Source organism: Streptomyces sp. NPDC087215 (assembly GCF_044744885.1).
Classification (GTDB): domain Bacteria; phylum Actinomycetota; class Actinomycetes; order Streptomycetales; family Streptomycetaceae; genus Streptomyces.
In genome coordinates this window covers 243,559-258,400 of the sequence record NZ_JBIUZD010000003.1, presented here as the reverse complement: position 1 = coordinate 258,400, position 14,842 = coordinate 243,559, and the positions used below count along the sequence as shown (strand labels likewise).

Genomic DNA, 14,842 nt, shown 5'->3' with positions numbered 1-14,842 from the left:
CCGGCGGCGGTCTCAGCCGTCCGGGGCGTCGGGCACGGGTGCGGCGGCGGCCAGGACGTCGTGGAGGAAGGGCAGGATCCCGCGTTCCAGGAGGGCCAGGCGCCAGGCCTCCCGGGCGCGGGACAGCTCGTCGTCCTGCTCCCCGCCCACCTCCGCGGGACTGTTGCGCAGGGCCGTCACGAGGAGTCCCACGGCGGCGCAGAGCAGTCCCGCCGCGGCCACCGTCCCGAAGACCAGACCGGCGGTGAGCAGCGTCGCGCCGAACGCCACGGTCGGGGTGAGGGCGTGCAGGACCGCGCCCGTCAGCAGGAGGATGACGGACGCCGCGCCCGCGAGGACGGGCACCATGACGGTGAGGACGGCGACGACACCCGCGCCGCCCGGTTCCGGCCGGTCGGCGGTCGAGGGGCGGCTGCCGAGGGCCGCGCGGTGCTGTTCGCGGACCTTCACGTAGTGCTCGTACTCGCTCGCCGCCGCGCTGGTGACCAGAGTGGTCGCGTTCAGCGTGAGGGCACGCAGCTGTACGAGGGTGAGGTGGTCACCCGCTCCGTCGAGATCCGGACGTGCGTGGGCGGTGTTGAGTGCGTCGTCGAGGACCCGCTCGTACTCGGCACGGTCCTCGGTCAGCAGGTGCGGAGCCACGTTCATGTGCATCCCCCGATGCTCCGTGGCCGCGGATCAGCCGTGGCGAACGGTCGGTCGAGCGGAAACGGAGGAGAGCCTGCTACCAATGGACCCCGATGGTAGGACGGGGGCGCCACGGGCTGACAGGGTGTTTCCGGAATTCGACGTCCACGGATGCGAAGGGTGACGCCTCAGCCGGTCAGGGGCAGTTGGACGACCAGGAGTTTTCCGGCCATGGTCACTCCGCCGTCCATGGCGATGGCGAGGTTGTCGGCGTAGACGTGCGGTCCGTCGACGACCGGTCCCGTGTCGTCCTCGCCGTCCTCCGCGCCGACCTGGCCGAGGAGGTACGGGATGGGGCTGTGGCCGTGCACGATCCGTCGGCCGCCGTAGGTGGAGAGCAGCTCCCGCACGGCCTGCGGGCCGCCCTCGTCGCGGAAGGCGAAGCGCTTGGTGAACTTGCGGAAGAGGTCCCAGACCTCGTCGGCGTCGTTCCGGTTGAGGAGTTCGTGGACCGTGTCGTTGACGTCCTCGATGGTCTCGCCGTACTCCAGGTACGCGGTGGTGTCGGAGTGCAGCAGGAGGTGGTCGTCCTCGCGCACCACGGCGTCGAGCCGGGACATCCACTGGAGGTGGACGTCCTGGAGGCGGTCCATGTCGTGCTTCTGCCCGCCGTTGAGCAGCCAGGCGGCCTGGAAGGTGGCGGTGCCCGCGCCGGAGTTGACCGGGGTGTCGCCGAACCGCTTGGCGCCGATGAGCAGCAGTTCGTGGTTGCCCATGAGGGCCTTGCAGTAGCCGCCCGCGGCCGCGGCCTCGGCGGACAGGCGCATGACGAGGTCGATGACGCCGATGCCGTCGGGGCCCCGGTCGGTGAAGTCGCCGAGGAACCAGAGGCGGGCGTTCCCGGCGGACCAGTCGCCGTTCTCGTCGATGAGGCCCTGGGCGTGGAGGGCGGAGGTCAGTTCGTCCAGGTAGCCGTGGACGTCACCGACGACGAAGAGCGGGCCGGGCCCCTCGTCGTTCCCGGAGGCGGGTCCGGTCGCGGGGACGGGCTCGGGGGTGACGGGGAGCCGGAGGGTGTCGCCGGGGCCGATGACGGGCAGGTCGCGCTCGGTCGGGGTGTATCCCTCGGGGAGTTCGCCGTCCGGGAAGGCGTTGCCGGGGTGGCCGGTGGCGACGGAGACGATCGCGGAGGGGTACGCGGGCCGGGCGCGGTGGCCGAGGAGCAGGGTCGGCTCGGAGGGCTGGGGGGCGCCGGGCGGGGGTCCCGCGGGGTGCCGGGGCGGCTCGGACGGGTACGCGGGGTGCTGGTGTCCGGCGGCGGGGGCGGCCGGGTCCTGCTGCCCCGGGGTGGCCGGGGCGGGCGGATGTCCCGGGTGCCACGGCTGTCCGGGCGCGGTGGTGGGCATCGGCGGGGCCGTACGGGGGTCGTGGTCGGCCGGGCGCGGGGGTGCCGGGGGACGCTCGGGCGCCGTGTGGTGCGGCTGCTCGGCGGACGGGGCCTCGACCGGTGGTGGGACCGGCAGCGGTTCCCCGGAGGTCGGCTCGGAGGCGTGGCCCTGTACGGGCACGCGCGCGTACGGCGGTACTCGGAAGTCACGCAATGTCGCCGTGCGCGCCACGGGCTCCTGCCCGGCCCCCTGAGTCATGGACCCCTCCACCACCGTCGCGATGCCCTGCACATCGCGGACCGGCCTGGTGGGGGTGGTCCGCGATGTCGTGCGCCCATCATAGGAATGAGGGTCGTGCTGTGTGACGCACCAGGGGTGGTGAATCCGGGTCCGCTCCGGGTTCACCGGTTGATTCGCCCGATTTGGGAAGGTGTAGTCCAGGGTGGAGACCGGTGCGTCGGCCGGTTTGGCCGTCCCGGCCCACGGGCAGGGGCGGGACGGCGGTGGGGTGACGCCCCGTCGGAGGTTCCGGTGCGGGGCGTTCCGTCGGGACTTCTCAGTCCTTCGAGGGCGAGCGCGGCGGGCTGACCGTCGTACGGGGCGAGCGGCGCTGCGAGGAGGTGCGGACGATGAGTTCGGTCGGTATCACCTGCTCGACCGGGCCGTCGGTCTCGATTCCCTCGATGGCGTCGATGAGGAGCTGGACGACGGCCGTGCCGATCCGGCGCGGCTTGAGCGAGAGCGTCGTGATGGGCGGTTCGGTGGTGGCGTAGACGGTCGACTCGCTGCAGCAGACCAGCAGCAGGTCGTCCGGGACGCGGAGCCCGTAGCGGCGCGCGGCTGCGAGGAGGTCGGTTCCGTTGGGGTCGAAGAGGCCGTAGACGGCGTCCGGCCGGTCCGGGCGGGCGAGCAGCCGGTCGGCCGCGACGGCGCCCGCGCACGGGTCGTGCGCCGGATAGGCCTCGTAGACGGGGTCCTGGCCCACCCGCTCGCACCAGTTCAGGTACGCGGTGGTGGACAGGCGGGTGTACGTGTCGGTGGTGGTTCCGGTGAGGAGGCCGATGCGGCGGGCGCCGGCGTCGGCGAGGTGGTCGAGCAGGTCGAGGACGGCGGCTTCGTGGTCGTTGTCGACCCAGGCGGTGACCGGAAGGGTGCCGGCGGGGCGTCCGTCGGAGACGACGGGCAGGCCCTGGCGGACCAGTTCGGTGACGACCGGGTCGTGGTCGGAGGGGTCGATGACGACGGTGCCGTCGAGGGCGACGTTCGACCAGACGTCATGGCGGGAGGTGGCGGGGAGGATGACCAGGGCGTAGCCCCGGGCGAGTGCGGCCGATGTGGCGGCTCTGGCCATCTCCGCGAAATACGCGAATTCGGTGAAGGTGAAAGGTTCATCCCCGTACGTGGTCACGGTCAGGCCGATGAGTCCCGACTTGCCGGTGCGGAGCGTGCGGGCCGCCGCGGAGGGGCGGTACCCCAGCCGGTCTGCGACCTCGCGCACGTGTCGCCGGGTGGCGTCGGGGAGTCGGCCCTTGCCGTTGAGCGCGTCGGAGACAGTCGTGATGGAGACCCCGGCGGCGGCGGCCACGTCCCGGATGCCTGCTCGGCCCTGCCGGCTTCCCCGGGTCTGTGCCCGGCTCACCTGGTGCTTCCCTGCTGCTGTCATGGCGAGCCGATAGTAGGGCGACGGAGGGTGGTTGGGCCGGTCGCACATACAGGCATTGACAGGCACGTTTCTGCATGATCGAAAAGCCTCAAAGATCAATAAATCAAAGGCAGTTAGAGCGATTGTCGTGGGTTCCATCGGTATCGGACCGCGTCGACCTGGCGAGGGTGCGAGGTCTCGAAGAGGTCTCAACTCACCTCTACGGGGGATGCGCGCCACGGCGCTCGCCACCGGCGCGCGCTACCCGTGCGTGCGCCCCCTGGTCTGTCGGCCGTGAAGGGGTGACGCGTCCGCGGCGCCCTCCCGTTGTCCACAGCCCATGCGCAGCGGGTTGTCCACAGGCCATTCGCAGCGGGCGCGAATCCTCTTAAGGTGAGGAGCATTGGCGGTACGTACGGTCGAGGAGGCCACACTGTGAGCGAGACCAGCGGGACGAGCACCGGCAGCCCGAAGCTGCGCGCCGAGCTGGACGGCGTCCCCACCTACAAGCCGGGCAGGCCCGCGGCCGCGGGCGGCCCCGTGGCCTTCAAGCTGTCCTCCAACGAGAACCCGTACCCGCCGTTGCCCGGTGTCCTGGAGAGCACGCTGGCCGCCGCCGCGAACTTCAACCGGTACCCGGACATGGCCTGCGCGGGCCTCACCGAGGAGCTGGCCGACCGCTTCGGCGTCCCCGTCTCGCACCTGGCCACCGGCACCGGCTCGGTCGGCGTCGCCCAGTCGCTGCTCCAGGCGACCTCGGGCCCCGGCGACGAGGTGATCTACGCCTGGCGCTCCTTCGAGGCGTACCCGATCATCACGCAGATCAGCGGGGCGACCTCGGTGCGGGTGCCGCTGACCGAGGGCGAGGTGCACGACCTCGACGCGATGGCCGGGGCGATCACCGACCGGACCCGGCTGATCTTCGTCTGCAACCCCAACAACCCCACGGGCACCGCTGTGCGCCGGGCCGAGCTGGAGCGCTTCCTCGACCGGGTCCCCTCCGACGTCCTGGTCGTGATCGACGAGGCCTACCGCGAGTTCGTCCGCGACACCGAGATCCCGGACGGCATCGAGCTGTACCGCGACCGGCCGAACGTCGCCGTGCTGCGCACCTTCTCCAAGGCGTACGGCCTGGCGGGGCTGCGGGTCGGTTTCGCGGTCGCCCACGAGCCGGTCGCGGCGGCGCTGCGCAAGACGGCGGTGCCGTTCGGGGTGAGCCAGCTGGCGCAGGACGCGGCGGTGGCGTCGCTGCGTGCCGAGGACGAGCTGCTCGGGCGGGTCGGTTCCCTGGTGGCGGAGCGCGAGCGGGTCCACGCGGGGCTCGTGGCCCAGGGCTGGACGGTGCCGGACACGCAGGCCAACTTCGTCTGGCTGCGGCTCGGCGAGCGGACCGCGGACTTCGCGGCGGAGTGCGAGCGGCACGGTGTGATGGTGCGGCCGTTCGCGGGCGAGGGCGTGCGCGTCACGATCGGTGAGACCGAGGCGAACGATCTGTTCCTGAAGGCGGCGGAGGGCTTCCGCCGGGAGGGCTGACCGGCTGCTGGTGAGCCACGGGACCGGTCACCGGTGGGTCCGGTGTCCGGTCCCGTACGTGTTCCCCCCGGACCGGGTCGCTGTCGCCGTCGCCGTCGCGGACGGTGGCCGGGGTGGCGGAGGCCGGGGCGTCGAGGGAGACCTTCTCGCCCCGGACGTGGGTGATGGAGGAAAGAAGGAAGGCCCTCACGAGCGCCGTGCTCGTGGGGGCCTCCGTCTGGGGCGCCGTGGTGTGTCCGGCGGGCCGGACGATGCGTGTCCGAAGGGTCGGGCCCTGGATCCCGCAAGACGGTGGAGCCGCTGGGAAGCCGCCGAACGGGGACGAATCGATCGCCCGGCCGGGGTGGGCTTCAGGGGGGACCCCCGGTCGAAGATACGGATTTCGTATGGTCCATAATGCTTGTGAATGTGAACGCGTTCACAAGCGTGTCCTGGTTCATCCCGTAATTCATGGGATTAGCAGGGCAAACTGCCGGTGTGACCACGGCGATGTAAGGAGAAAACGACGTGGACCTCGCTCTTGCGCCAGAGACCCTGGCGCGTTGGCAGTTCGGCATCACTACCGTCTACCACTTCCTCTTCGTCCCCCTGACGATCTCCCTCGCCGCGCTCACCGCCGGACTCCAGACCGCCTGGGTGCGGACGGAGAAGGAGAAGTACCTCCGGGCGACGAAGTTCTGGGGCAAGCTCTTCCTGATCAACATCGCCATGGGCGTCGTCACCGGCATCGTCCAGGAGTTCCAGTTCGGCATGAACTGGTCCGACTACTCCAGGTTCGTCGGTGACATCTTCGGGGCGCCGCTCGCCTTCGAGGCCCTCATCGCCTTCTTCTTCGAGTCGACCTTCATCGGTCTGTGGATCTTCGGCTGGGACAAGCTGCCGAAGCGCATCCACCTCGCCTGCATCTGGATGGTGTCGATCGGCACCGTCCTCTCCGCGTACTTCATCCTCGCGGCCAACTCCTGGATGCAGCACCCCGTCGGCTACCGCATCAACGAGGAGCGCGGCCGGGCGGAGCTCACCGACTTCTGGCGCGTGCTCACCCAGGACACCGCCCTCACCCAGTTCTTCCACACCATGACGGCCGCCTTCCTGGTCGGCGGCGCGTTCATGGTCGGCATCTCCGCCTACCACCTGGCCCGCAAGAAGCACATCCCGGTGATGCGGACCTCGCTCCGGGTCGGCCTGGTCACCCTGATCATCGCCGGTCTCGGCACCGCCATCAGCGGTGACCTGCTCGGCAAGGTCATGTTCAAGCAGCAGCCGATGAAGATGGCCGCCGCCGAGGCCCTCTGGGACGGCGAGGCCCCGGCGCCCTTCTCGATCTTCGCCTACGGAGACGTCGACGAGGGGCACAACAAGGTCGCCATAGAGATCCCCGGCCTGCTGTCCTTCCTCGCCAACGGAGACTTCGACTCCTTCGTCCCCGGCATCAACGACATCAACAAGGCCGAGCAGGAGAAGTTCGGGCCCGGCGACTACCGGCCCAACATCCCCGTCGCCTACTGGGGCTTCCGCTGGATGATCGGCTTCGGCATGGCCTCGCTGACCATCGGCCTGATCGGTCTCTGGCTGACCCGCAAGAAGTTCCTGCTGGCACCCGGCCTGAGGACCGGTGAGGACGAAGTGCCGAACCTGGTCCTGTTCCGGCGGAAGGCGCTCAGCCCCCGGCTGGGCAAGTGGTACTGGATCATCGCCCTCTGGACCATGGCGTTCCCGCTCATCGCCAACTCCTGGGGCTGGATCTTCACCGAGATGGGCCGTCAGCCCTGGGTCGTCTACGGCGTGCTCCGCACCAAGGACGCGGTCTCCCCCGGCGTATCCCAGGGCGAGGTCCTCACCTCGATGATCATCTTCACGGCGCTCTACGCGGTCCTCGCCGTGATCGAGGTCAAGCTGCTCGTGAAGTACGTCAAGGCGGGCCCGCCGGAGCTCACCGAGGACGACCTCAACCCGCCCACCAAGATCGGCGGGGACTCTCGTGACCCCGACCGCCCCATGGCCTTCTCGTACTGAGGCTCAGGAGATCGAGGCATGGAACTCCACGACGTCTGGTTCGTACTCATCGCCGTCCTCTGGATCGGCTACTTCTTCCTCGAAGGCTTCGACTTCGGGGTCGGCATCCTGACCAAGCTGCTCGCCCGTGGCAGGCCCGAGAAGCGGGTCCTCATCAACACCATCGGACCCGTCTGGGACGGCAACGAGGTGTGGCTGCTCACTGCCGGAGGCGCGACCTTCGCCGCGTTCCCCGAGTGGTACGCGACGCTCTTCTCCGGGTTCTATCTGCCGCTGCTGATCATCCTGGTCTGCCTGATCATCCGGGGCGTCGCCTTCGAGTACCGGGTGAAGCGGCCCGAGGAGAACTGGCAGCGCAACTGGGAACGGGCCATCTTCTGGACCTCGCTGATCCCCGCGTTCCTCTGGGGCGTGGCCTTCGGCAACATCGTCCGGGGCGTGAAGATCGACGCGGAGATGGAGTACGTCGGCAACTTCTGGGACCTGCTCAATCCCTACGCGATCCTCGGCGGTCTGGTCACGCTCACCCTCTTCACCTTCCACGGGGCAGTCTTCGTCTCGCTCAAGACGGTCGGTGACATCCGGACCCGGGCACGGGCGCTCGCGCTCAAGCTGGGGCTCGGTGCGGCGGTGCTCGCACTCGGCTTCCTGATCTGGACCCAGGTCCACACGGGTGACAGCTGGAGCCTCGCGGCGATGCTGATCGCCGTGGTGGCCCTGGTCGGAGCGATCGTCGCGATCAAGGCGGGGCGCGAGGGCTGGTCGTTCGCGCTCTCGGGCATCACCATCGCCGCCGCCGTGGCGATGCTCTTCCTTGCTCTCTTCCCGGACGTCATGCCTTCCTCGCTGAACCCCGAGTGGAGCCTTACCGTGACGAACGCGTCGTCGAGCCCGTACACGCTCAAGATCATGACCTGGTGCGCGGGGATCGCGACCCCGCTGGTGCTGCTCTACCAGAGCTGGACCTACTGGGTGTTCCGCAAGCGGATCGGCACCCAGCACCTCGCCGACGCCCACTAGCCGGCCCTCTCCAGGGAGCAATGTTTCACGTGAAACCGATCGATCCGCGCCTGCTCCGGTACGCCAGGGCCACCCGTGTCTTCCTGCTCGCGGTGGTCGTGCTCGGTCTCGTCGGAGCGGCGCTGGTCATCGCCCAGGCGATGCTCATCGCCGAGATCGTGGTGGGGTCCTTCCAACAGGACCGGTCGGTCTCCGCCCTGACCACGCCCCTGCTGCTGCTCGCCGGAGTGGCGCTGGCACGGGCGCTGGTCTCCTGGCTGACCGAACTCGCAGCCCACCGGGCGAGCGCGGCGGTCAAGTCCGAACTGCGCGGCCGTCTGCTCGACCGGGCGGCCGCCCTCGGGCCCGGCTGGCTGAGCGGACAGCGGACGGGCTCGCTGATCGCCCTCGCCACACGGGGCGTGGACGCCCTGGACGACTACTTCGCCCGCTACCTCCCCCAGCTGGGACTCGCGGTGGTCGTCCCGGTGGCCGTTCTGGCCCGGGTCGTCACCGAGGACTGGGTCTCGGCGGCGATCATCGTCGGGACCCTGCCGCTCATCCCGCTCTTCATGGTCCTGATCGGCTGGTACACCCAGGCCCGCATGGACCGTCAGTGGAAGCTGCTCTCCCGGCTCTCCGGCCACTTCCTGGATGTCGTCGCCGGACTTCCCACCCTCAAGATCTTCGGCCGGGCGAAGGCCCAGGCCGAGTCGATCCGCTCGATCACCTCGGAGTACCGCCGGGCGACGATGCGCACCCTGCGGATCGCCTTCCTCTCCTCCTTCGCGCTGGAACTCCTCGCGACCCTGTCGGTCGCGCTCGTGGCCGTGACCATCGGTATGCGGCTCGTCCACGGCGACCTCGATCTGTACACCGGACTCGTCATCCTCGTGCTCGCCCCGGAGGCGTACCTCCCGCTGCGCCAGGTCGGTGCCCAGTTCCACGCGGCGGCGGAGGGCCTCGCGGCGGCGGAGGAGATCTTCGACGTCCTGGAGCACCCGGTACGGGCGGGCGGCTCGGGCGCGGTCCCGGAGTCGGTGCGCCTGGAGCTGGACGGCGTGACCGTACGCCACCCCGGACGGGCCGAGCCCTCGCTCGACGTGACGACGCTGACCGTCGAACCCGGTGAGACGGTGGCCCTGGTGGGTCCGAGCGGGGCCGGGAAGTCGACGCTGCTCGATGTCGTGCTCGGATTCGCCGTGCCGGAGCCGGGCGGTTCCGTCCGTGTCGGTGGCGAGGACCTCGGCACGCTCGACCTGGAGGCCTGGCGGTCGCGGATCGCCTGGGTCCCGCAGCGCCCGTACCTCTTCGCGGGCACGGTCGCCGAGAACGTACGGCTGGCCCGACCGGACGCTTCCGAGGAGGAGGTGCGGCGGGCGCTGCGGGACGCCGGGGCGGACGGGTTCGTCGCGGGGCTCCCGCAGGGGAGCGAGACCCCGCTCGGTGAGGACGGCGCCGGGCTGTCGGCGGGGCAGCGACAGCGCCTCGCGCTCGCCCGCGCGTTCCTCGCGGACCGGCCTCTGCTGCTGCTCGACGAGCCGACGGCCGCGCTGGACGGCGGGACGGAGGCGGGTGTGGTCGAGGCGGTCCGCCGCCTCGCCGCCGGCCGGACGGTGCTCCTCGTCGTCCACCGCCCGGCGCTGCTCGCGGTGGCCGACCGGGTGGTACGGATCGCCCCGGCGGCGCCCGTTCCGGCGGGGGTCCGGGTGGGAGCGGCTCTCGAAGGCGCCGGGGGCGGCGGTACTGGCATGACCGGTGCCGGTGCCGGTGCTGATGTCGATGCTCGGGCCGGTGTCTTCGGCGGGTCCGGGGCCGGGGCCGAGTTCGGACCGCAGGCCGGGTCCGGCTCCGGGACGGCGGTCCGTGCCGGTGCCGAGTCCGTCCCCCGGGCCACCGGTGGGTCCGTGCTCGGGCGGGTGCGGGGCATGGCCGGGGAACTCAGGGGGCGGATGGCGCTCGCCCTGTTGCTCGGCAGCCTCGCCCTCGGCTCCGCCGTCGGGCTCATGGCCGTGTCCGGCTGGCTCATCTCCCGTGCTTCCGAACAGCCGCCCGTGCTCTATCTGATGATGGCCGTCACCGCCACCCGCGCCTTCGGCATCGGCCGGGCCTTCTTCCGGTACACCGAGCGGCTCGTCTCGCACGACGCCGTGCTGCGGATGCTCGCCGAGCTGCGGGTCTCCGTCTACCGGCGCCTGGAGCGGATCGCCCCGGCCGGACTGGCCCGCACCCGCAGGGGCGATCTGCTCGCCCGGCTCGTCCATGACGTCGACGCGCTCCAGGACTACTGGCTGCGCTGGCTGCTCCCGGCGGGCGCCGCGCTCCTCGTGGGCCTCGGTTCCGTCGGCTTCACCGCCTGGCTGTTGCCCGAGGCAGGTGCGGTCCTCGCCGTCGGACTCCTGGTCGCGGGCATCCTCGTGCCCCTGGCGAGCGGAGCCCTGGCCCGCCGCGCCGAACGTCGGCTCGCTCCCGCGCGCGGCGCCCTCGCGACCGCCGTGGCCGACCTGCTCAGGGGCTGCGCCGAGCTGACCGTGGCCGGTGCGCTGCGCGGCCGGATCGAGCGGGCCAGGAGCGCCGACCGGACCCTGACCGGTATCGCCTCCCGGCAGGCCGCCGCCGCCGCCCTCGGTGCCGGTCTCTCCGCCCTGGTCTGCGGTCTGACAGTGGTGGCCGCCGCGGTCGTCGGTGTCCAGGCGGTGGCGGACGGGAGGCTCGGCGGGGTGTCCCTCGCCGTGATCGTCCTGACGCCGCTCGCCGCCTTCGAGGCGGTCACCGGACTGCCCCTCGCCGTCCAGTACCGGCAGCGCGTCAAGCACAGTTCCGAGCGGGTCTTCGAGGTGCTGGACGCGCCCGTGCCCGTACGGGAGCCGGTCCGGCCCGAGACGTCCCCGGAGAGCCCCTTCCCGCTGGAGCTCGACGGGCTCTCCGCCCGGCACGCCGGTCAGGAGCGGGCCGCGCTCGCCGATTTCCGGCTGACGCTGGACGCCGGGCACCGGGTCGCGGTCGTCGGCGCCTCCGGCTCCGGCAAGACCACGCTCGCCCAGGTGCTGCTGCGCTTCCTGGACGCGGAGCACGGCACGTACCGGATCGGCGGGGTGCACGCGGGCGCGCTCGACGGTGACCGGGTACGGCGGTTCGTCGGCCTCTGCGCCCAGGACGCGCACCTCTTCGACAGTTCCGTCCGCGAGAACCTGCGCCTCGCCCGTACCGACGCCGACGACGTCGAACTGCGCGAGGCGCTGCGCGGGGCCCGGCTGCTCGGCTGGGTGGACGGGCTGCCGGACGGTCTCGACACCCTCGTGGGTGAACACGGCTCCCGGCTCTCGGGAGGGCAGCGGCAGCGGCTCGCGCTGGCCCGCGCGCTCCTCGCGGACTTCCCCGTCCTCGTCCTCGACGAGCCCGCCGAGCACTTGGACCTGGCCACCGCCGACGCGCTCACCGACGATCTGCTGCGGGCCACCGAGGGCCGTACGACCGTCCTCATCACCCACCGGCTGCATGGGCTCGACGCGGTCGACGAGGTCATCGTCCTGGACGAGGGCCGGACCGTGCAGCGCGGCCCGTACGCGGAGCTGGCATCGGTGGACGGCCCGTTGCGCCGGATGCTGGAGCGGGAACGCGCGACGGATCTGCTCGTCGTCGGCACGGAGGACGAGGAAGTCACGGAGGACGCGGTGATCGCGGAAACCACGGAGGCCGTTCCGGCCTGAGCCCCCCGGTGACTGTCCCCGGCCTCGGTGACTGTCCCCGGCCTCGGTACGCAGCCGGGGCCGGGCCCCGGCACGGGGCCGTGGCGAGTTATCCGTGTCGGCGGTGGGGGCCGTTCCGCCCGCTCGCTACCCGGCCCGGTGATGGCCCGGACCGGTTCTGGACCGGGCCGTACCGGGCCGTACCGGGTCCGGTGGCCGTCCCGGTACCGACGTTCGACTTTTCTCGTCAAATGGGACTTACTAGGCTCAACCCCATGACTGCCGCAGCGTCCGACGCCCCGGACCCCCTGGAAGACGACCCGGACACCTCGGAAGCAGCCCAGGACCCCCTGGAGGCAGCCACCCGGGCCACCCGCAGCCTCCAGGGGCTGTCCACGGAGCTCACCGCGCGCGTGCCACAGCTCCTGGAGGCCATGCGGTCGGTCGGTACCGGGCTCGAACTCCGCACGACGCTCGACCGCATCTGCGAGACCGCCGCCGAACTGGCCGACGCCCGCTACGCGGCGATCGGAGTCGTCGACGACGAGGGCGATGGCCTCTCCGACTTCGTCACCTTCGGGGTCGACCAGGACGTGGCCCGCCGCATCGGGCACCGGCCGGACGGGCACGCGGGGCTGCTCGGCGCGCTGATCCGGGACCCCCGGACGATCCGCCTCGCCGATCTGTCCACCGACCCCCGCTCGGCGGGCTTCCCGCCGGGCCACCCCCCGATGCGGACCTTCCTCGGCGTCCCGATCCGCGTCCAGGGCGAGATCTTCGGCAATCTGTACCTGGCCGAGAAGCACGGCGGCGGCGAGTTCAACGACTACGACGTCCACATGGTCAGGGTGCTCGCCACCGAGGCGGGCATCGCCATCGGCAACGCCCGGCTGTACGAGGCGGCCCGGCAGCGCGAGCGGTGGATCGACGGCTCGGTCGCCGTCACCACCGCGCTGCTCTCCGGCGGTGACGCCGACGACGCCCTCTCCGTCGTCGCCGAGCAGGCCAGGCGCCTCGCGGACGCGGACGCGGGGATCGTGCTGCTGCCGGCCGAGGACGGCGGGCTGGAGATCGTCGCCGTCTCCTCGCCGAGGTCCACCAGATCGCTGGGCGTGGTGATCCCGCCGGAGAGCGCGGTGGCACGCCTGCTGCTGGACGGCGAGCCCGTCTTCGTGGCGGACGCGTCGACGGACCCGCGCATGATCACCCGGCTGAACTCCTCGTACGGGCCGAGCATGATGCTGCCGCTGCAGAGCGGCGGGCGGGTGCTGGGCGCGCTCGCCACCCCCCGGGTGCGCGGCGCGCGCCAGTTCACCGAGGCCGAACGGACGCTCGCGACCCAGTTCGCCTCGCAGGCGGCACTGGCCCTGATGATGGCGGACGCCCAGCGGGACCGGGAGCGCCTCGCCGTCTACGAGGACCGCGACCGGATCGCCCGTGACCTGCACGATCTCGTCATCCAACGGCTCTTCGCGACCGGCATGATGCTGGAGAGCGCACAGCGCAGGTCGATCGTCCCGGCCGTGCGCGAGGGTGTCGGCAAGGCCGTGGACGAACTGGACGTGACCATCCAGGAGATCCGTACGGCGATCTTCGCGCTCCAGCAGGGCCCCGCCGAGGCCCCGTCGGGGCTGCGCACCCGGGTGCTGCGGGAGATCAACATGGCGGCGGTGCCGCTCGGCTTCAAGCCCGCCCACCGTTTTCTGGGCGCGATCGACGCGACGGTCGGCGAACTCACCGGAAAGAACCTGATCGCGGCGCTGCGCGAGGCGCTCTCCAACGCCTTCCGGCACGCGCGGGCGAGCAGGATCGAGGTGGTCGTGGACGCCGGTGTCACCCTGCCCGACGGTTCCTCGGGAGTGCGGCTCTCGGTCGCGGACGACGGGATCGGCATCCCCGAGGGGGGCCGCCGCAGCGGTCTGCGCAATCTGGCGCGCCGGGCCGAGTCGCTCGGTGGCGCGAGCTGGTGCGGGCCGGGTCTCGACGAGGACGGCGGCGGCACGACGGTGGTGTGGGAGGCCCCGCTGTAGGGGCCTCGGCGACACCGGGTCAGTGGGCGGCGACCACCTCGGCCACCAACTGTTCGATGACGGCGGCCACGCCGTCCTCGTCGTTGGCGGAGGTGCGGTCGGTGGCGGCGGCGATCACGTCGGGGTGGGCGTTGCCCATCGCGTACGAGCGGCCCGCCCAGCTCAGCATCTCGATGTCGTTGGGCATGTCGCCGAACGCGACGACCTCCTCGGAGGTGATCCCGCGTTCGGCGCAGCACCGGGCCAGGGTGGAGGCCTTGGAGACACCGGGGCCGCTGATCTCGATGAGGGCGGTGGGACTGGACCGGGTGAAGGCGGCCAGGTGCCCGGCAGCCTTCCGCGCCACCGCGAGGAACTCGTCGGGATCGAGTTCGGGATGCTTCGCGAGCAGCTTCAGTACGGGGGCGGCGGCGCCCGGCGCCTCTTCGAAGAGGAGGTTCTCGGCGGTGGCGATGGTCGCACCGGGGTCGAGGAAGAACGGCGGGTACAGCGGCTCGTAGTGGATGCCGGTGGTCTGTTCGACCGCGAAGGAGATGCCGGGCGCGGCCTCCCGCAGGGCCCGTACGACATCGAGGGCGACCGGCCGCTCCAGCGGACGCACCTCCAGGAAGGTGCCTCCCGAGCGGAGGTCGACGACGGCGGCGCCGTTCGCGCAGATCGCCAGGCCGTGGCCGTGCACGTGCTCGCTCACGACGTCCATCCAGCGGGCCGGGCGGCCGGTGACGAAGAAGACCTCGATGCCCGCCCGTTCGGCGGCGGCGAGGGCGGCGACCGTGCGCGCGGAGACGGTCTTGTCGTCGCGCAGCAGTGTGCCGTCGAGGTCGGTGGCGATCAGCCGGGGCGCCGGGGCGGAGGTGCGCGGAGCACGGGGAGAGGTCACCGCCCCATTCTTCCGCACCGAACGCACGGGCGTGCGGG

General features: G+C 71.6%; 9 protein-coding genes. 5 read left to right on the top strand and 4 right to left on the bottom strand.

Going from position 1 to position 14,842, the window contains the following annotated elements:
- Window positions 1-12: 12 nt before the first annotated feature.
- From ACIO92_RS10670 to ACIO92_RS10660, 3 genes are all read right to left on the bottom strand, one after another.
- Window positions 13-654 (bottom strand): hypothetical protein, encoded by a 642-nt coding sequence (locus ACIO92_RS10670; protein ID WP_402280118.1) that lies wholly within the window; start codon window positions 652-654, stop codon window positions 13-15.
- Between the two features lie 161 nt (window positions 655-815).
- Complete coding sequence (locus ACIO92_RS10665; protein ID WP_402280120.1) at window positions 816-2,273, bottom strand: metallophosphoesterase; 1,458 nt, start codon at window positions 2,271-2,273, stop codon at window positions 816-818.
- Between the two features lie 298 nt (window positions 2,274-2,571).
- A complete protein-coding gene (locus ACIO92_RS10660; protein WP_351783227.1) occupies window positions 2,572-3,678 on the bottom strand; it encodes a LacI family DNA-binding transcriptional regulator in 1,107 nt (368 codons plus the stop codon).
- 414 nt (window positions 3,679-4,092) lie between these two features.
- Between ACIO92_RS10660 and hisC the strand changes: the two genes are divergently transcribed.
- From hisC to ACIO92_RS10635, 5 genes are all read left to right on the top strand, one after another.
- Window positions 4,093-5,190 (top strand): histidinol-phosphate transaminase, encoded by a 1,098-nt coding sequence (hisC, locus tag ACIO92_RS10655; protein ID WP_366445292.1) that lies wholly within the window; start codon window positions 4,093-4,095, stop codon window positions 5,188-5,190.
- A gap of 507 nt (window positions 5,191-5,697) precedes the next feature.
- Window positions 5,698-7,206, top strand: a complete 1,509-nt coding sequence (locus tag ACIO92_RS10650; protein ID WP_366445293.1) for a cytochrome ubiquinol oxidase subunit I — start codon at window positions 5,698-5,700, stop codon at window positions 7,204-7,206.
- Window positions 7,207-7,224: 18 nt separating this feature from the next.
- Window positions 7,225-8,226, top strand: coding sequence for a cytochrome d ubiquinol oxidase subunit II (gene cydB / locus ACIO92_RS10645; protein ID WP_366445294.1), 1,002 nt, complete (start codon window positions 7,225-7,227; stop codon window positions 8,224-8,226).
- A gap of 20 nt (window positions 8,227-8,246) precedes the next feature.
- A complete protein-coding gene (gene cydD, locus ACIO92_RS10640; RefSeq protein ID WP_402280123.1) occupies window positions 8,247-11,915 on the top strand; it encodes a thiol reductant ABC exporter subunit CydD in 3,669 nt (1,222 codons plus the stop codon).
- A gap of 254 nt (window positions 11,916-12,169) precedes the next feature.
- Entirely contained in the window at window positions 12,170-13,924 is a 1,755-nt protein-coding gene (locus ACIO92_RS10635; RefSeq protein WP_366445296.1) for a GAF domain-containing protein, read from the top strand.
- A 19-nt stretch (window positions 13,925-13,943) separates the two neighbouring features.
- On the opposite strand, the gene ACIO92_RS10630 is transcribed toward ACIO92_RS10635, so the two are convergent.
- Entirely contained in the window at window positions 13,944-14,804 is an 861-nt protein-coding gene (locus ACIO92_RS10630; protein ID WP_402280126.1) for an HAD family hydrolase, read from the bottom strand.
- Window positions 14,805-14,842 lie beyond the last annotated feature (38 nt).